This is a genomic window from Algibacter sp. AS12 (assembly GCF_046736315.1).
Lineage (GTDB): Bacteria > Bacteroidota > Bacteroidia > Flavobacteriales > Flavobacteriaceae > Algibacter_B > Algibacter_B amylolyticus.
The window spans coordinates 1,875,647-1,893,198 of record NZ_CP151841.1 but is presented as its reverse complement, the minus strand read 5'-3'; the positions used below and the strand labels follow the sequence as shown (position 1 = coordinate 1,893,198).

At 32.2% G+C, this 17,552-nt stretch carries 17 protein-coding genes; 7 read left to right on the top strand and 10 right to left on the bottom strand.

Annotation, left to right across the window (positions count from 1 at the left end; genetic code table 11):
* Window positions 1-68: 68 nt before the first annotated feature.
* From AAFN75_RS07815 to AAFN75_RS07805, 3 genes are all read right to left on the bottom strand, one after another.
* Window positions 69-1,865: a ribonucleoside-diphosphate reductase subunit alpha gene (locus AAFN75_RS07815; protein ID WP_411809028.1), complete on the bottom strand. Its 1,797-nt coding sequence runs from the start codon at window positions 1,863-1,865 to the stop codon at window positions 69-71.
* 3 nt (window positions 1,866-1,868) lie between these two features.
* Window positions 1,869-3,143: a ribonucleotide-diphosphate reductase subunit beta gene (locus tag AAFN75_RS07810; RefSeq protein ID WP_411809027.1), complete on the bottom strand. Its 1,275-nt coding sequence runs from the start codon at window positions 3,141-3,143 to the stop codon at window positions 1,869-1,871.
* A gap of 396 nt (window positions 3,144-3,539) precedes the next feature.
* Window positions 3,540-4,103, bottom strand: a complete 564-nt coding sequence (locus AAFN75_RS07805; RefSeq protein WP_144115014.1) for a DUF3109 family protein — start codon at window positions 4,101-4,103, stop codon at window positions 3,540-3,542.
* Between the two features lie 132 nt (window positions 4,104-4,235).
* On the opposite strand from AAFN75_RS07805, the gene AAFN75_RS07800 reads away from it, so the two are divergent.
* Genes AAFN75_RS07800 through AAFN75_RS07790 form a run of 3 tightly spaced genes read left to right on the top strand, consistent with a single transcriptional unit; the run spans window position 4,236 to window position 5,673 of the window.
* Window positions 4,236-4,823, top strand: coding sequence for a MarC family protein (locus tag AAFN75_RS07800; RefSeq protein ID WP_411809026.1), 588 nt, complete (start codon window positions 4,236-4,238; stop codon window positions 4,821-4,823).
* Window positions 4,824-4,865: 42 nt separating this feature from the next.
* On the top strand, window positions 4,866-5,069 hold the full coding sequence (locus AAFN75_RS07795; RefSeq protein WP_411809025.1) for a hypothetical protein: 204 nt from the start codon (window positions 4,866-4,868) through the stop codon (window positions 5,067-5,069).
* 1 nt (window position 5,070) lies between these two features.
* On the top strand, window positions 5,071-5,673 hold the full coding sequence (locus tag AAFN75_RS07790) for an FAD-dependent oxidoreductase (RefSeq protein WP_411809024.1): 603 nt from the start codon (window positions 5,071-5,073) through the stop codon (window positions 5,671-5,673).
* A 35-nt stretch (window positions 5,674-5,708) separates the two neighbouring features.
* Here AAFN75_RS07790 and AAFN75_RS07785 read toward each other — a convergent pair whose 3' ends face one another.
* The 4 genes from AAFN75_RS07785 to AAFN75_RS07770 all read right to left on the bottom strand — a co-directional run bounded on the left by AAFN75_RS07785 (window position 5,709) and on the right by AAFN75_RS07770 (window position 9,815).
* Complete coding sequence (locus AAFN75_RS07785) at window positions 5,709-7,301, bottom strand: S41 family peptidase (protein ID WP_411809023.1); 1,593 nt, start codon at window positions 7,299-7,301, stop codon at window positions 5,709-5,711.
* Window positions 7,301-7,732 carry a deoxycytidylate deaminase gene (locus AAFN75_RS07780; protein ID WP_411809022.1) on the bottom strand — a complete coding sequence of 144 codons (432 nt, stop codon included), beginning with the start codon at window positions 7,730-7,732 and terminating at the stop codon, window positions 7,301-7,303. Before AAFN75_RS07780 ends, AAFN75_RS07785 begins: the two co-directional genes overlap by 1 nt.
* A 443-nt stretch (window positions 7,733-8,175) precedes the next feature.
* Window positions 8,176-8,775, bottom strand: coding sequence for a chemotaxis protein (locus tag AAFN75_RS07775; RefSeq protein ID WP_411809021.1), 600 nt, complete (start codon window positions 8,773-8,775; stop codon window positions 8,176-8,178).
* A 449-nt stretch (window positions 8,776-9,224) separates the two neighbouring features.
* Window positions 9,225-9,815, bottom strand: coding sequence for a HupE/UreJ family protein (locus AAFN75_RS07770; RefSeq protein WP_411809020.1), 591 nt, complete (start codon window positions 9,813-9,815; stop codon window positions 9,225-9,227).
* Between the two features lie 234 nt (window positions 9,816-10,049).
* On the opposite strand from AAFN75_RS07770, the gene AAFN75_RS07765 reads away from it, so the two are divergent.
* Both AAFN75_RS07765 and AAFN75_RS07760 read left to right on the top strand, forming a co-directional pair.
* On the top strand, window positions 10,050-10,568 hold the full coding sequence (locus AAFN75_RS07765) for a hypothetical protein (RefSeq protein WP_411809019.1): 519 nt from the start codon (window positions 10,050-10,052) through the stop codon (window positions 10,566-10,568).
* Between the two features lie 205 nt (window positions 10,569-10,773).
* Complete coding sequence (locus tag AAFN75_RS07760) at window positions 10,774-11,241, top strand: CBS domain-containing protein (RefSeq protein ID WP_092853879.1); 468 nt, start codon at window positions 10,774-10,776, stop codon at window positions 11,239-11,241.
* Window positions 11,242-11,327: 86 nt separating this feature from the next.
* Here the strand turns inward: AAFN75_RS07760 and AAFN75_RS07755 are convergent, their stop codons facing one another.
* Window positions 11,328-12,020: a hypothetical protein gene (locus AAFN75_RS07755; protein ID WP_411809018.1), complete on the bottom strand. Its 693-nt coding sequence runs from the start codon at window positions 12,018-12,020 to the stop codon at window positions 11,328-11,330.
* Between the two features lie 67 nt (window positions 12,021-12,087).
* Window positions 12,088-12,435, bottom strand: a complete 348-nt coding sequence (locus tag AAFN75_RS07750; RefSeq protein WP_411809017.1) for a hypothetical protein — start codon at window positions 12,433-12,435, stop codon at window positions 12,088-12,090.
* 220 nt (window positions 12,436-12,655) lie between these two features.
* Here AAFN75_RS07750 and AAFN75_RS07745 point away from each other — a divergent pair, with 220 nt between their 5' ends.
* Window positions 12,656-12,988: a single-stranded DNA-binding protein gene (locus AAFN75_RS07745; RefSeq protein ID WP_144114999.1), complete on the top strand. Its 333-nt coding sequence runs from the start codon at window positions 12,656-12,658 to the stop codon at window positions 12,986-12,988.
* A gap of 147 nt (window positions 12,989-13,135) precedes the next feature.
* The gene (locus AAFN75_RS07740; protein ID WP_411809016.1) at window positions 13,136-15,526 is read left to right on the top strand and encodes a 7TM diverse intracellular signaling domain-containing protein; all 2,391 of its coding nucleotides are present in this window, start codon (window positions 13,136-13,138) and stop codon (window positions 15,524-15,526) included.
* 25 nt (window positions 15,527-15,551) lie between these two features.
* Here the strand turns inward: AAFN75_RS07740 and AAFN75_RS07735 are convergent, their stop codons facing one another.
* A complete protein-coding gene (locus AAFN75_RS07735) occupies window positions 15,552-17,357 on the bottom strand; it encodes a hypothetical protein (protein ID WP_411809015.1) in 1,806 nt (601 codons plus the stop codon).
* Between the last annotated feature and the right edge of the window lie 195 nt (window positions 17,358-17,552).

Genomic DNA, 17,552 nt, shown 5'->3' with positions numbered 1-17,552 from the left:
TATAGTTTTAAACAAAAAAAGCACCTCTATTGAGGTGCTTTTTTCTATATCTATATTAACACTAGGTTTTACCCTTCGCAGCTAGTACATTCTTTCTTTTGCTTAAATTTTTGTGCTGCATTCATACTGTGTTGGTAGTATAAAGACTTTACACCAAGTTTCCATGCGTTAACATATAGCTTATTAATATCTTTAACAGGCATATCTGGATGCACCATAATGTTTAAAGATTGTCCTTGGTCAATGTGGTTTTGTCTGTTTGCCGCCTGATAAATAATAGTCATTTGGTCAATTTCAGAATAGGTTTTAAACACATCTTTTTCATGATCTGTAAGCCCTTCTAGGTGTTGCACAGAACCGTCATAATCGCGGATACTCTTCCAAACATCAACAGTATTCATACCTTTTTCTTCTAAAAGTGCTAATAAATACGGGTTTTTAATAGTTGTTTTTATTTTCGCAATATCTTTTACATAACTATTAGACCAAATTGGCTCGATACCTTGAGAAACTTGTCCTAAAATAAATGCTGAAGATGTTGTAGGTGCCACAGCGTTTAATGTTGCGTTACGTCTGCCATATCCTTTTAATACTTCTGGCTCTCCAAATAATTTTGCTAATTCCTCTGAAGCTTTAACCGATTTATCTTGAATCGTTTTAAAGATTTCGCTATTTAAATTAAATGCTTCTTGACTATCAAAACCTACCATTTTAGATTGTAGTAATGAGTGCCATCCTAATGCTCCCATTCCTAATGCTCTGTTTTCTTTAGAGAAGTTATATGCTTTCTCCATAAACATGAAAGTTTGTCTATCATCACGATCATCAGAATCTCTGTATGCTTCTAGCTTTGTAATAAACTCTTCTAAAACAGCATCTAAGAAATATACCATAGTTTCAACAGCATCGGTATCTTTCCACTTATCATAATGCAATACATTTATTGAAGATAATACACATACAAAAGACCATCTTTCGTTTGTTGGCAACATGATTTCTGAACATAAGTTACTTGCGTAAATTTCATGTGCGTTATCTTTATAACAATCTGGTGCTGCATTATTAGCGTTATCCTTAAAGAAAATATAAGGATATCCTATTTCTCCTCTACGTTGTAACACTTTAGCCCAAATTGCTCTTTTATCGGCATCACCATCAATCATAGACTGCATCCAATCGTTTCCAACTGTTACGCCATGAGTTAATTCTTGTATTGGGTTACCTTCTGTTCCTATTTCTAAAAACTCATGAATATCTTTATGATCGATTGGTAAATAAGGAGAAAAACGACCTCTTCTTACAGAACCTTGACTAACAACATCCACCATTTTCTCGAACAATTGCATGATGTGTACTGCTCCAGACGATTCACCATTATTTTTAACTGGCGCACCTCTATGACGAAGTTTTCCAAAGTAACCAGAAGTACCACCTCCTAATTTAGACATCATCCCAACCTCAGATTGCGTATAAAGGATATCTCCCATATCATCAGAGATATGTGAACCAAAACAACTAATTGGTAAGCCACGTCTTTTTCCAAAGTTAGACCAAACTGGCGATGCTAAAGAGTAATAACCCTCTGCCATATAGCCATAAAACTTATCTGCAAAACCATCTATTTTCAAGATTTTTTCAGCATTATCAGCAATTTCTCTAATACGTTGTTCTGGAGTCGTATTATCAGTAAGATAACCAGATGCTAAAAATTGACGACTATGCTCTGTTAACCATTTTATTTCTGGTTCTGCTTTGCCTTCTTTAATAGCTTCTTTTCTAGCTTTTAATAATTCGTCGTGGTTAGACGTTTTTACTGTTTCTGTATTCACTTTTTGTTCGAGATCTGGATTAAGGTGTTCGTTCATGGTTTAAAATAAGTCGTCGCTGGTTATACTTTTTGTTCTTTTACTATAATTGATAGAACGTTTTACGAAGAAATCTCCGTGTTTAGTTCCTATAATTTCGTCATCAAACCATTCGGTTTGTGCTACTAAAGCTTCGTCTATTTCGAATACTTTATCGATACCAATACTCTCTAACGAGTTATTGAATCTGTTCTTTATAAATTCGTTTATTACGTTTTTAGGTAAGAAATCTAATTCTCCGGCTTCAAAAATCCAATCCACAAGTTTACTTTCAGATTTAAAAGCTTCTTCACATAGTTCCTTTACTAAAGCGTTATGTTCCTCATCAAACCATGTTGGGTTTTCAGCTTTAATAATTCTAATAACATCAATTCCAAAATCGCCGTGTATTTGCTCTTCTTTAGAAGTTGCCTCAACAACATTTGAAACCCCTTTAAGCATGTTTTTATGCTTATTAAAAGCCATAATAATTAAAAACTGAGAGAATAACGACACATGCTCGATAAACAGAGAGAACAGTAAAATAGACTCTGCATACTCTTTATTATCTTCACTTTTTGCGTTTTTTAAAGCTGTTTCTAAATAATGAACACGTCTCATTATTACAGGCTTTTTCTTTAAGTTTTTAAACTCGTTATTAAGACCTAAAATTTCTAATAAATGCGAATAAGCATCGTGGTGACGTACTTCACTTTCAGCAAATGTTGCACCTACCGATCCTATTTCTGGTTTTGGCATTTTGTTGTAAATCTCGCCCCAAAAAGATTTTACTGCAACTTCAATTTGCGAAATAGCAAGCATAGTGTTTTTGATAGCATTTTGCTCTACAACAGTAAGTCTCGTTTTAAAATCCTGAATATCACTTGTAAAGTTAAACTCAGAATGTATCCAATACGAGTGTCTAATAGCATCTACATACTCGTTTAATTCTGGATACTCGTATGGTTTTAAGTTTATACGTTTTTCAAAAATATTTGTTTTTCTATTTCTAGCTTGCTCATCTCTATATAAGATATAGGCTTTTGCAACACCAGGAAAAGAACTTGTCATTAATGTTTCTTCAACAAGATCTTGCACCTCCTCTACAGTGGGCAAATAATTATGGTCTTTTGCTTTTCTTTCTAATAAGATTTGTAAAACTTTAACAGAAATTGTGTTTGCATCTTCTTTACTACCATTCCCTACAGAAAGCATTGCTTTTTCAATGGCGTTCGAAATTTTATTTAAAACAAAAGGACTGGTTTCGTAATCCCTTTTTATAATCTGTGTGATTTCCATAAAAAATTTAATTTAAAATATTAAACAGCCATTAGAATATTGGGCATCTTTACCCAACGCTCTTGTGCAATTTCTATAAAATGTGCTATTATTTCCCCTCAAAAAAAAGGGTAAAGTGTCAAAACTTATTTTCCTTTAGAATTGAAAAATATTTTGTTTTTTACCCACAACAAAGATTGTAAATTCATTAACATGTTTTAACTAAATCTTTGAAACCTTTTCAACAAGTTTTTAACAATTAAAAACAAACTAAAAAAAAATGTTGTCCCAAAACAAAAAATACAAACAATTGATAATTAACGACTTACAACCCATTCACTGGGCTTTCAGAAGAAAACGAATTAAAAGATTTACAAGTGCTTCAAGGCCTATTATTACACTTGTTAAGCAAGGTTTTTAATAGTTTTTTGCAACTTTTTCTAGTTCCATATACCAATCCTCACCAAACTTTCTTATGAGGGCTTCTTTTACAAATTTATAGATAGGAACTTGTAATTCTTCACCTAGTGTACAGGCTACGTCGCAAATTTGCCATTTATGATAATTAACTGCAGAAAACTCACTATATTCTTGAACGCGTATTGGGTACAAATGACATGAAACTGGTTTTTTCCAAGTAACTTCACCTTGGTTATAAGCTTCCTCTATAGCACAAAGCGCTACCTTTTTTTCATCAAAAATAACGTATGCACAATCTGCACCATTAATTAAAGGTGTTTCTAGTTCGCCATCCTCGGTAGTAACATAAGTACCTTGCGCCTCAATAGCATCAATACCTTCTTGTCTTAAAAACGGTTTTACCTTTGGATAAATATCGTCTAGTATCTTCGCTTCGTCTGCTTCAAGAGGTGCACCAGCATCGCCATCAATACAACACGCGCCTTTACATGCCGATATATTACATACAAAGTCTTTTTCTATAATATCCTCAGAAACAATAGTTTTGCCTAATTGAAACATAAATGTTTTTATCTTGTAGATGACAAAAATAGTTAAACTTTGGGTTTATTTAATTAAGATATTAATCTACTTTTGAAGAAATTTAAAAACGCAAAGATCTGCGAAACTTTTAAAAATTTAAATTAACACGTCATGCAATTTAATTTTAAAGAAATATTTACAGTTTTTATGGTACTATTTGCCGTAATAGATATTATTGGGAATGTTCCTATTGTAATTGATTTAAGAAAAAAAGCCGGACATATACAAAGTGAAAAAGCCTCCTTAATAGCCGGAGCCATTTTAATCATTTTTCTGTTTTTAGGAAAAAGCATATTAAACCTAATTGGTATTGATGTTAACTCGTTTGCAGTTGCAGGGGCATTTATATTATTTTTTATTGCCCTAGAAATGATTCTTGGTATTACACTATACAAACAGGATGAAAACGCATCCATGACAACAGCGGTTTTTCCTTTAGCATTCCCGTTAATTGCCGGACCTGGTAGTTTAACTACCTTATTATCTTTAAGAGCCGAGTATTACATAGAGAATATTATTGTTGCTGTTTTATTAAATGTTGTAATTATTTATATTGTACTTAAAACATCGGCAAAAATTGAGCGTTTTTTAGGAGCCAATGGTATTAATATTATTAGAAAAGTTTTTGGCGTTGTTTTATTAGCTATTGCAGTAAAATTATTTGCACACAACATTAAAGCTTTATTTGACATTGTTTAAAAAAAACACCAGATTATAAAAACGATATTAAAATTTAAATAGATGAAAATTTTCACCATAATACTTAGTATAATTGCCATGGGTTTAATTATTTTTAATGTAACTCAAATTGATTTTAACGCACCTTTTAAAGATGAAAGTATAGTTGCTTTAATAACTATTGTAGCCTCTTTATGTGTTATTGTTATGATGGCTATTTTAAGGATTTCTAAACGTATTGAACAAAAAGTAAAAACCGGTAAGTAATATGTACGATGCTTTAATAGTTGGTGGTGGAGCAGCAGGTTTATCTTGTGCCTTAGTTATTGGCTCTGCACAATCAAGAGCTTATGCCTCAGGAAAAACTATTGGCATTATTACACACCAAAAAACATCGCATTTACAAACCGCATTGTTTAATAATGTTTTAGGATTAACTCCCGGAACCACTGGCGCTTCTATTCTAGAAAGTGGTAAAAAACAGCTTTCGGATTTGTATCCGCATATTGAGCAAATTGATAACGAAAAGGTTTTAAAAATATTAAAACGAAATGATGGTTTTGAGGTAACTACTAACAAAAGCACCTATACATCTAAAATTATAGTTATTACTGTTGGTTATACTAGCTTAATAAATATAGAAGGTTTAGAACAGTACATTGAACCACACCCAAGAGCAGCTATTGAAAAAGACCGTATATGGTTAAAAAACACAGACCATTTAATTGAACCTAATTTATATGTTGCGGGTACTTTAGCTGGATGGCGTAGCCAATTTGCCATAGCATCTGGAAGTGGTGCGCATGTGGCAACCGATATTTTAACACTTTGGAATGGTGGCAAACATGCTAAGGTGCATGATAAGGTTTAAGATATAATTTGAGAGATTCCTGCCGGCGCAGGAATTTATTCATTCTCGTCACTTAACTTTATAACCTCATCAATCATAATATCGCGTTGGTTATATACCTCCTCGAAGGCGCCAGACCCAAAAAGTTGGTCGGCAAGTGTAGCTTTAATATATTGTTTAACCTCATCGTGGTAAGCTACAAAGGTAATTTTAGAATCGGTACGTAGGTTTAAGTAATCTTGAAAAGCGAATACTAAATCGTCTCCAATTTCAAACGAATCAATAAAATCTTGCCTCAACACATTATCATAAAGGTGTCTGTCTTTTTCTAACTCTTCAAAAACAAAATTCCCAAAAAACCCACGGCGTTGTAGAAACGATAAGGTTTCGTTTTGCATGCTTTTATCAATAGGCACAAAAACATCTGGAATAATACCTCCACCACCGTAAACAATCTTTCCTTTTGGCGTAGTAAATTTTAACGAATCGTCTACCTTAATATTTTCGGCTTCAAGAAGCTCGCCACTATTCAACCGCTCAAAATACTCATCGTAATAATCTTTATTACCATGGTCGTAAGGTCTTTGTATAGATCTACCCGTTGGTGTGTAATAACGAGACACTGTTAAACGCACTGCACTACCATCGCCTAAATCCATTTCGCGCTGCACTAAACCTTTACCGTAAGAGCGTCGTCCAACAATAGTGCCTTTATCATTATCTTGCAGTGCACCTGCAACAATCTCGCTGGCAGATGCTGAGTTTTCGTCAATTAGTACGTATACCTTACCATCTTCAAAATCGCCTTTACTCGTTGCAAAACTCTCCTCAATATCTCCTCGCTTATTTTTAGTGAATAGAATAAGCTTTTCATCTTCTAGAAATTCATCAACAATTTTTTCGGCAATACCCAGAAAACCACCAGGATTATCGCGTAAATCTAAAGCAATTTCGGTGGCACCAAGCGCTTCTAATTTCTCGATACCCGCTTTAAATTCTTTATACGTAGACTCTGCAAAACGGTTAATTTTTATATACCCTAATTTTTCGGTTAGCATATAAGCGGCATCAACACTTTTAATAGGTATTTCGCCTCTTTTAATGGTAAACTCCAATAATTCTGGCTCGCCACGTCTGTACACTTTAAGTTTAACCTTAGAGTTTTTTGCGCCTTTTAATTTCTTAATAATTTCGCCATCGGCAATATTTTTACCGTATAGAGAGTCGCCATCGGCCATAACAATTCTGTCGCCACCTAAAATACCCGCTTTAGCGCTTGGTCCGTTTTCAATAGCACGAATAACAGCAATGGTATCCTTGTAAGTATAAAAACTCACTCCAATACCCACAAAATCGCCTTTCATTTCTTCGGCAACCCGAGCCATATCTTCCTTGGGAATATATACCGAGTGCGGATCTAAATTTTCTAGAATCCCATTAACCGTAACATCTACAATGCTATCCGTATTAATATCATCTACATAGTCGTATTCAATATAATCAATAAGCCTATTTAGCTTGTCTTTTTTGCTATTTGTAGAAAACAACCTATCGGACGAGTCGTTAAAATCTAACTTTCCGCCAATAAAAATACCTGCCGCAATAGCAACACCAATAATTAATGGTAAATATTTTTTTTGATTCGACATTATGCTTTTAAATCTTCTATTTGCTCTAATTCTATACCTGCTTTTGCTAAAAACTGCAATCCAGAATCGTCCTTATAAGCCTCATGATACACTACTTTTACCACACCAGCCTGATGGATTAATTTACTGCACTCCTTACACGGCGACATGGTTATATAAAGCGTAGCTCCTTTGGCCGATTGTGTGGATGCCGCAACCTTTAAAATAGCATTAGCCTCGGCATGTAAAACGTACCATTTTGTGTAACCCTCATCGTCTTCACAAAAATTCTCGAAACCCGATGGTGTACCGTTGTAACCATCAGAAATTATCATTCTATCTTTAACTATTATGGCACCAACTTGCCTACGCTTGCAATACGATAATTTGCCCCACTCTTGTGCAATTCTTAAATAAGCCTTATCGTACTTAAGTTGTTTATTATTTGGCATTAATTTTAATTATTTAGGCGTTACCTTTTACTTTTATAAAACGCCGTTAAATTAAACTTTTTAGGTTAGTAAAAGGTCAGGCTATCCGCTATATCTTTTTTATCGCTCTCTTTATATTTCGATTTCAAAAAAAAAAAATTCGAAATACTCGAACTAACATAAAAAAGGATGCCGCTTCTATCCTTAACGCAGTATGTATAACGAATATAGTTAGTATGTATTTTATTTACAATGCCATAGCGTTAAAGTTTTACGAAAGTTTATTATTTAGTATATTGGTTACTGAAAAATAACGTAAAGCTTGCGCTTTTGAGTCTCACGCAGTTCTGAAAATTTTAGTATTAAGAAGATAATGAAGAACTTGTTGTTGCTGACCTCAGCGCGCTTAACCAAAAGCAAAAATCGTTATACATACCCGTAACAAAAACCAAACAAGCATCAACCTAAGCCTTTTCTTTTGGTTTATACATTACTATAATCTGAATTAAAATAGCCAAAAACACTAGTATATAAATCTCAATTTGGGTAAATAATTCTACGGTGTCTAGCGCGCGTTTACTAATAGACATTTGCCTGCTGCCTTCATTAAGCTGGATTTTAGATAAATCGTCTAGGTTAGCTTTTAAATTTTCAATATGTCCAATAACTGGTGTTTTATCACTAAAATTAGAATTTAAAAATTGATTTTCGGCAGCTACTAACCCCTCAATATTACTTTTTAAACCTTTAAATACGTTGGCCTCTTTTAAGGTTAATTTAGTGTCCTCGAATCTAGAAACTAAAGCTTTTAAGTTAGTGTTAACCTTCGCATTATTACTTTTAAAAAAAGTAGAATCTATTACCAACACCGCTAACTCCTTTTGGTGAACCGACTTTGCCATTTCAAAAATTATATCGTTAGCAATTAACCTATCTTCATAAATGGTAACAACAGCATCTCGAACGCGAACAAAATTATTCTTGTCAATTAAATTGGTAGTAATGATTAAAACAAAAATCATTAAAATTCCGAGTATCCACTTTATTTTATTGTAAAAGGCCATATTTATAGGTTTTTTAAGGTCTAAAACGATTAACAAAGATATAAAAAAAGGTGCATAATGTGCCGCGCGGTTATTAACTAGAAAACACCTGTTTTAAAAATTCTTGAGGAATTATTATTCAATTTTTATTTGTTAAATTAAGAGCTTAAACCCGAAACACAACTGTTTTGGTTAATTTAATAACAAATGACAGTTGAAGAATTAAAATCTAACATTCTGTGGTTGGCTATATTTTGCTCAACCTTTTTTTATGGTAAAATTTAAATAAACTTTTATAAAGATCAACTTCATTTGAGTTTAAACCAAAATTACACAAACCAACTCGCGTTAGGGATTGAACGGCATGTTTGAGTTCCCCGACCTTAGGAGGGAGCGAGTAGTGAAAGCCCGACCCTTGCGGTAACGCCCAAAAAAAAATTATATAATTAAAAGAATCAAATAACAACGGGTTACTTTAAAAAATCGCTATTTAAAATCATTGGGATTACTAATCCTACCACAATGGCAGATATTACCATAATCCAATCGCGTTTTGAAAACCTAAATATAGTTTGCACAATATAGCCTAAAAAGAGCACTAGAAATACAATTATTATTTGTGCTATCTCTATACCTAAAGCAAATTCTAGAAGTAAAATAAGCTTACTATCGCTATCGCCTAACAGCATTTGAAATTCTCGTGCAAAGCCTAAACCGTGTATTAATCCAAAAAATAGAGTTGATAAAAATAGCACGCCTACTTTTTCGCGTTGCGCACCTTTACCGGATGTAAATACGTTAAACAGCGCAACAACCATAATAGTTATGGGTATAAGAAACTCTACTACGCTAGCATTTACTCTTACTACATTATAAGCCGATAATACAAGCGACAACGTGTGGCCAAGTGTAAACATGGAAACAAGTAAAAATACACGCTTCCAGTCCTTAAACATATACGGCACTGTTAAAACGATAAGAAATAAAACGTGATCGTAGGCATTTATATCTAGTACATGGTTTATACCGTACTCTACATTAAACCAAAAATTTTGAAACATAATAATTAGGATTTAGGGTGAACACTAAGTATAACTTTAAAACAGTACTTACAGCTACTTTATTACTTTTGGAATGCGGTAGGTAATTAAACTTTATTTTAAGGTTAACTTAGTGTTTTCAAATATACAAATAAAGAAAAGTGAATGCCAAAAATTAAATACAGGTTTACTTAAGTGTTTTACTTTCTATTTTGTTTATTAATTTATATTTGTAGAATACTTAAATAAAGCCTAATGCGTATTAAAATTCTTGCCCTTTTATGTTTTTTGTTGTCATTTTCTGGTTGTAAAAAAACTCCAGAGGAAACTGTAAACGAACACGTTGAACAAAACAAAACGCACGACATAACAGAGCAAGACGTAAAGAAAATAAAGTACATTGATTATATTTTAGACTCTAAAACTGAAGATGCCATTAAAGATTGGCAAGAGTATAAACAAGTAGAAGAGCTTGTTATAAACATAAAAAAAGCCGATTTAACTTATTTTACCGAAGATAAAAAAGTGATTTTACTGCTTTTAAGAGAATTAAAACAAAATCTTCCAGACGCTTTAAAAGCTGAATCTATAAACTCTAGAATTTTAGTTATGGAAACCCAATTGCTTAAACTTGAAAGTCTTTATAGCCTTGGTACTACTAGCAAAGAGGAACTTATTGCTGGTATTAAAGAATTTTTAATAGCGTTTTCTAATTTAAACTTTCAAATGAATAAAAAGGTGGAATTTGACTCGCGTGTTATTGAAAAACCTTAGTTTAATTTAAGTTAGCTTATACTCTCTTATTTAAGCGTTAGTGATAAACCTCTTTATAAAAAACACCTATCTAAATACTGCTATTTTACTTAAAACTAAAAGTTTAGCCATTCTATTTTAACGGTTTTAATGGAAACTCTAGTGGTGCAATTTTAGGATTTCTAAAAAATAATATCTATATTTAGAGTTACTAAAATCTATAACTATGGCAATAAAGAGTTTTCAAGGGGCTAGAAGACAACAAAACAATACGACCGATGATATTCCTTTTTCGGTGAGTGATTATATGACTAAAGATTTAATAACATTTACTCCAGACCAAACCGTGGAGAGTGTTATGCAATCTTTAATTACTAATAGGATTTCTGGTGGACCTGTAATTAACGATAAACATGAATTGATTGGAATAATTTCTGAAACAGATTGTATTAAACAAATTAGTGAAAGTCGTTATTACAACATGCCTATGCAGGATGCAACCATTGAAAAATACGTAACCAAAGATGTAGATACTATTGATGGAAACATGAATATATTTGATGCTGCAAGCAAGTTTGTGCAAACACATAGACGTCGTTTTCCAATTGTAGAAAACGGTAAATTAGTAGGGCAAATTAGCCAAAAAGATGTACTTAAAGCTGCTATGCAGTTAAAAGGACAAAACTGGAAATAACATGTTTTAAAACATTTTATATAAAATTAAAATCGCCTTTTGGGGCGATTTTTTTGTTTCTTAATTCTAGTAAACCAAGCCCATTTTTATAGCCTGCCATGTTTAGGTTTTTGTGCAGCAGGACTATCGGTAATTAGAATTTTATCCTTCCCGTTGGCTCTTATCGCTGCTATGTTGGAGTAATTATAGTCTTTTACAGGATTATCTAATTTTTCCCAGGTTACATAACCCGCAACTACAATGCGCTCGCCTACCTCAACTATAGATTCTTTGTAGCGCAATTGCCTTTTAAAACCAAATAGCGTATCGCTTTTAATATTGTAAGATTGCAATACCGCCTCAAACTCTGGTGTAAGTTCTTTAAACAAACCAGAACTTGCTGTTTTATCGGTTACTAAATAATCGTAATAATTTTTAGGGTTTGTAGTTGGCAACACCACCAAACGTTCTCCGGTTTTTTCGATAAAAAAATCCTGAATTTTTTCTTCGTTAATAATTGTTTTCCATCTAGAGTTTTTACCAGAACGCACTTTTTTTTGTATTACCATTTTATAAAAAACGCATTTTCGCTTACTTAGTGGTGCTGTTAATGGCGTATCTATTTGCAATGCTTTGCCTTCAATTTTAGAGTATGTTTTGGTTTTTAAACTGCCTATACGTTGGTTAGGCAAGTTTTTTAAACGTCTTAAAATTATGGTTTTAGGACTATAGTAATATATTAAATAAGCAATTATGCTAAAAAGCATAACAGCTATAATAACAATATAAGGTGTACTCATATTTTAAATTTAAAAGATTTAATATAACACTTATTAGTAATACTTTAATTAAGAATGTTACATGAACTTACTCTCGTTTTACAAGGGCATAGAAATCGCCATCCAAGGGTAAATACCCTTGATCGTAAACAAAGTAATAAATAGTGCCTGCTTTGGTTGTGTAAATACTGGTAAAGTAATTAAAATCGAATCCGTTTTGAATTAATTTTGTCCCAGTCGTTTTGGTTTTCTGTTTAGGGTTTAAGGTTTCTAAAATTCTCCAATTTTTTCGCAATCGGTTATTTATATTTCTAATTAAATTTTTAGAGTCCTTATTAATAGTATTGTTATAGGCATTTCTGCAATAATCGCTACAGAATTTTTTATCGCTTCTGCCCACTAATTTCTCACTACATTCTAAACAAACTTTAGTCATAATAATTAATTTATATAAATATATGCATTTTAAATTAAAATTTTAATTTACAAACTCCTCAATTATAGCTGGTTAATAAAACAATTTAAACGACTACAAACGTTTACAAACGAACACAAACATTTACTAACCGATTAAAAGTTTAAAACCGAATCATCTTTGCAGTGTCGAAACATAAGAACTCGATAGTATTAACTGTTTAACACGTAAATTTAAAATTATGAGCACACTTAGAAACAAAGTACAGTTGATTGGTAACTTAGGAAACGATCCTGAAATCATCAATCTAGAATCAGGAAAAACATTAGCTAAATTTAATATTGCTACAAATGAAAGCTACACCAACAATAAAGGTGAAAAAATAACAGACACACAGTGGCATAATATTGTTGCCTGGGGAAAGACTGCACAAATTATTGAAAAGTATATTACTAAGGGTAAAGAAGTTGCTATTGAAGGCAAATTAACCTCTAGAACGTATGATGATAAAGATGGTAATAAACGCTACATCACAGAAATTGTATGTAACGAATTACTAATGCTAGGGAAGTAATTAAACAAAAAGGGCTGCGTAAAAGCGGCCCTTATACATAAAAATCCCGATGAAATACATATTTTATGGATAAAAAACACACATAAACAGCCAAAACGTTGAAATTTAGCTTTGTATTAACTATGTTTGATTCATATTTCCCCTAATATGAAACGCCTACTTATAGTTATCTACATTTTTAGTTTTGGTCTATTGGCACAAAACGATGTTTATGATATTCAACAAAGTACAGGGGAATTATATGAATATGCCGAGTTTGCAAATACAGAAAAAATAGATTTTAGTATTTCTGAAGTATTAGAAAACTCAGATTTACAATACAGCAAACTTGAAACGGACAATCATAGTATTGGTTTTACTTCAGATAATTACTGGGTACGTTTTAAACTTAAAAACAGCTCCACAACAGCCAACACCTATTATCTAAAAACTGCAAGACCTATTACAGATCATGTTAATTTATACCAAATTAGCCAAGGTAATACACAGCATTTTTTAAATGGTGATAATATTGATTTTAGCAAAAAACAAGTACAACACAGATCTACCATATTCAAATTAACGTTACCACCAAACGACATACAACACATTTACATTAATTATAAAAGTGATGGCGAAACTATAAATTTACCGCTCATTTTAAATGATGAATCTTCGTTTTGGATGGTAAATTACAATCAACAATTATTCCTTGGATTGTTTTATGGCTTATTGTTTTTAGCAGGAATAATCTATTTGTTTTTTTACACCAGTTTAAAAGAATTGGCTTTTTTCTATTATGGCCTATATGTATTTTCCATTGCTTTAATGCAAGCCTCATTAGATGGTTTAATACACCAATATATATTACAAGATGCTGGTTTTTTAAACAGTAATTCTGTATTAATAGCCGGTTTGCTTTCAAATTTATTTTTTCTAAAATATTGCGAACACTTTTTAAGAATTAAAAACACTTTTAAAGGTTTCATAACCACTTTTAATGTGCTTTACGGATTAATAGCCCTAATATTTTTATTCCTATTTATTAATAAAAACACTACAGAACTTGCATATCCTTTAACCAACTTATCGGCCTTAATTACCTTAATTGTTATATTAACTACTATAACAACCATGCGCGTAAAAGGTTTTAAAGTAGATCCATTTTTTTCCATCGGAATTATTTTCCTTGTAGTAGGTATGTTAGGTTTTGTAATGAACAATTTAAGTTTGTTACCTAATAACTTTTTTACTTTAAATAGTGCGAAATTTGGCTCAGGATTCGAGGTTATTTTCTTGTCGTTATCCATGACCAACTTAATTAAAAAACTACGTTTAGAAAAAGATAAATCGAGAGAAGAAGCTTTACAAAAATCTCAAGAAATAAGTGCTTTAAAAACGTATTTTATGTCTAACATGAGTCACGAACTACGAACTCCTATTAATGCTATTATGGGCGTTGCGGAAAACGAGTTAGAATTTCAAACGGACAAAAAAAATAGAGAACCGTATCAAATAATTAAAAATGCGTCACTTAGCTTATTAAGTAACGTTAATGATATTATAGATTTTGAAAAAATTGAAAACAAAGCGTTAACACTAAACTTTCAAACGTTTAATCCATCCATAAAACTAAATCAAATTAGTAGCAACTGGAAAGCCGAAGCTTTTAAGAAAGGTTTAAATTACACTTTTGAGATGGATTCGGAAATACCTGCTAATATTAATGCAGACCCAGATCGATTTGTACAAATAATAAACAATGTACTTTCCAATGCTATAAAATTTACTGATAAAGGCGATGTGTTTTTTAAACTTAAATGTTTAAAACAACCTAACGATATATGCCGTTTTTCATTTCAAATAACGGATACCGGAATTGGTATTGACAAAACAAATAAAAACGAAGTGTTTGATAGCTTTAACCAAATGAAACTAAACCACAAAAGGGAATTTGGCGGTATTGGTTTGGGCCTAACAATTGTAAAACATATTGTTGAATTATTTAACGGCAGCATTACAATTGAAAGCGAACCAGATAAAGGTACCGATGTCTTTATAGATTTAAATTTAAAATATAGCATCGAACAAAAAACAACTCCAGCAACGAGGAAACAAAACGAAACACCTTTACACATTTTGGTGGTTGAAGATAACAAGCTTAACCAACTGGTAATGAAAAAGATTTTGAGCACCAATTCTCAAATAACTTTTGCCATTGCTAATAACGGCAAAGAAGCTATTGAAGCCTTAAAAAAGGATGTTTACGACATTATTTTAATGGATTTACAAATGCCAATAATGGATGGCTATGAAGCAACTCAAATTATAAGAAGTGGCGAATTAGGAAATACCATACACACCACACCTATTATTGCAGTAACTGCCGATGCTATGGAAGCAACCAAAAAACGTGTTTTAGATTTAGGCATGAATGCTTACATGACCAAGCCTATAAATAAAACGCTACTTTTCGAAAACATAAATGCTTGCAATTTTAATAAGCAGAATGATAAGAACGATGACGACGACAAGTCCATGAATTTACAAATTGCCTAAGCGCAAAACGCCCTAACAACACTACTTATTTTACTTGCAGTTCCGTTATCTCAAAGCACATATTGTTAAGAATTAGCTCGCTATTTTCTAAGTTTTTCAAAACCGTTAGTCTAATATCTTCAAAACTATGTTTTACGTTTTTAAATAAATCTTGATAGTATAATACACCTGCTTTCAAATTCTCAGAAAAAGTTTTTAAATACTTCTCTTCCTTTTTACTCATTGATGTTTTAGCATCTTCCATCTTATTCTTTAAATAATCAATATAAATATCCAGTTCTTTAATAAACAAATTAGGCCTGTCGCTACGCGAAACCATATTCGCTCTGCCATATATATGATCGGTAATATTTTCAAGGCTCATGGTTCTATCATAATACGCCATATTAGGCCCTGGGCATACAGAGACACCGTTACCTTCCACCTTAGTATCTAAATTATATGCTAGCAAAGCAGAAGTTCCTAAACCTACACATGTACAAGATTTCTCGATAATTTTGTTGTATTGTTTTAAGTGATCTGCCTGTGGTAAATTTTGCTTTTCTAAATCTTTAATTTTATTAAATTGATATTCTCTAGAGGCTGTACACATACCTTTATCCTTAAACTCGTTATTCAAAGCCACAAACTTTTTAGGACAAGAACTTCCTGGTCTGCCTTTGTTTATCAAAGCTTGCTTTTCTAAATCTTTAGTGTTGTTTTTTAAATTATTAAAAGGAACACCAAGCGGCGAAATATCGCTTAAATATAAGTCTTCCTCTTTCGCTTTAGCTAATTTATTTAATGTTTCACTATCTACAGTCGTAGCTTCTGGAACTAGTAAAAACGGACTTCCCCAACCTATAGAATCTAAATTGTAATGGTTAAGTAAAAAAGTATGTTCTTCATCTGTTCCCACGCCACCTTGCGCAGTAACCTTAAAGGTTGCTCGTTTTTCGGGAATTGTGCGGTTAGTATTTAATAATTCTTGATGCCATACGGCTTCAATAGTGTCTTGTAATTCCTTACGTTTTACTTTAAATTCAGATAAAACAGGACCTAACAAATGCCCATCGGTTGCAAAGGCGTGTCCGCCACAATTTAAGCCAGATTCAATTCTATACTCCGAAACCCACAAGCCTTTTTTGGCTAAAAATTTACCTTGTATTAATGCCGACCTATAATCACTTACCTTTAAAATAATGCGTTTTTTAAATTGTCCTTTTTTATCCGGAAAAAAATCATTAAACTGAGCCATATAAGCAAATAATCTAGGATTCATTCCTGCCGATAGAACTACCGAAGATCTTAATTTACTATTAGCAAAACCTCGTAAAGCCGCATGCGCATCGTTATACTTAACCTCAAGCTTTTCATTTTTAATGTAATTATCCTTATCCACTTTGGTCATTATATTTACATCAATACTACCCATTTGTAATTTTTTGCTCGCCCATTTTTTAATTTCAGAAGCATTAAAACCATTTGAGGTTAGTTTCTTAAATTCTTGCTTTGCTTTAGAGGTATCTGGGAGCATATTTACGTAAGCTAGTAATGCATCGCTTTTATCTGATGCCATGGTTTTTAGCGATTCAAATTTTTGCTCAGCCAAATCACTAATTAAATTAAGGTAAGCTGTAATTCGCTTTGCTCTAAAATCTTCAATTTTATCTGTAATCTCATGATAAGAAACCTCAAATTTATCACTGTACATTTTTCTTAATTTCTCTAGTAAAATATCATCTACCAAAGAAATTACAGAATCCATCCCGTATTGTGCTACTTTTAATGGTGTATCTATTGTAAACCCAATGCCCATTACAGGAATATGAAATGAATGTGTTTTTTTCATAATTACTTTATAATTAATCAACAAAGGTATAGAAGCGACTCATCTAGGAATATGACTTATGTCATGCTTTAAACCACATCAATTACATACAATTTAATTTTAAGATCGCTCTTTTGTCCTAAACTAAGCTGTACGAATTAAAAAAATTCGGACTAATCCCTTATTTTATTTAATTATTCATAATTAGAAATCGCG

Bases quoted from the DNA above. Each gene is read 5' to 3' on its own strand.
- AAFN75_RS07815 (WP_411809028.1), bottom strand. From the start codon at position 1,865: ATGAACGAACACCTTAATCCAGATCTCGAACAAAAAGTGAATACAGAA.
- AAFN75_RS07810 (WP_411809027.1), bottom strand. From the start codon at position 3,143: ATGGAAATCACACAGATTATAAAAAGGGATTACGAAACCAGTCCTTTT.
- AAFN75_RS07805 (WP_144115014.1), bottom strand. From the start codon at position 4,103: ATGTTTCAATTAGGCAAAACTATTGTTTCTGAGGATATTATAGAAAAA.
- AAFN75_RS07800 (WP_411809026.1), top strand. From the start codon at position 4,236: ATGCAATTTAATTTTAAAGAAATATTTACAGTTTTTATGGTACTATTT.
- AAFN75_RS07795 (WP_411809025.1), top strand. From the start codon at position 4,866: ATGAAAATTTTCACCATAATACTTAGTATAATTGCCATGGGTTTAATT.
- AAFN75_RS07790 (WP_411809024.1), top strand. From the start codon at position 5,071: ATGTACGATGCTTTAATAGTTGGTGGTGGAGCAGCAGGTTTATCTTGT.
- AAFN75_RS07785 (WP_411809023.1), bottom strand. From the start codon at position 7,301: ATGTCGAATCAAAAAAAATATTTACCATTAATTATTGGTGTTGCTATT.
- AAFN75_RS07780 (WP_411809022.1), bottom strand. From the start codon at position 7,732: ATGCCAAATAATAAACAACTTAAGTACGATAAGGCTTATTTAAGAATT.
- AAFN75_RS07775 (WP_411809021.1), bottom strand. From the start codon at position 8,775: ATGGCCTTTTACAATAAAATAAAGTGGATACTCGGAATTTTAATGATT.
- AAFN75_RS07770 (WP_411809020.1), bottom strand. From the start codon at position 9,815: ATGTTTCAAAATTTTTGGTTTAATGTAGAGTACGGTATAAACCATGTA.
- AAFN75_RS07765 (WP_411809019.1), top strand. From the start codon at position 10,050: ATGCGTATTAAAATTCTTGCCCTTTTATGTTTTTTGTTGTCATTTTCT.
- AAFN75_RS07760 (WP_092853879.1), top strand. From the start codon at position 10,774: ATGGCAATAAAGAGTTTTCAAGGGGCTAGAAGACAACAAAACAATACG.
- AAFN75_RS07755 (WP_411809018.1), bottom strand. From the start codon at position 12,020: ATGAGTACACCTTATATTGTTATTATAGCTGTTATGCTTTTTAGCATA.
- AAFN75_RS07750 (WP_411809017.1), bottom strand. From the start codon at position 12,435: ATGACTAAAGTTTGTTTAGAATGTAGTGAGAAATTAGTGGGCAGAAGC.
- AAFN75_RS07745 (WP_144114999.1), top strand. From the start codon at position 12,656: ATGAGCACACTTAGAAACAAAGTACAGTTGATTGGTAACTTAGGAAAC.
- AAFN75_RS07740 (WP_411809016.1), top strand. From the start codon at position 13,136: ATGAAACGCCTACTTATAGTTATCTACATTTTTAGTTTTGGTCTATTG.
- AAFN75_RS07735 (WP_411809015.1), bottom strand. From the start codon at position 17,357: ATGAAAAAAACACATTCATTTCATATTCCTGTAATGGGCATTGGGTTT.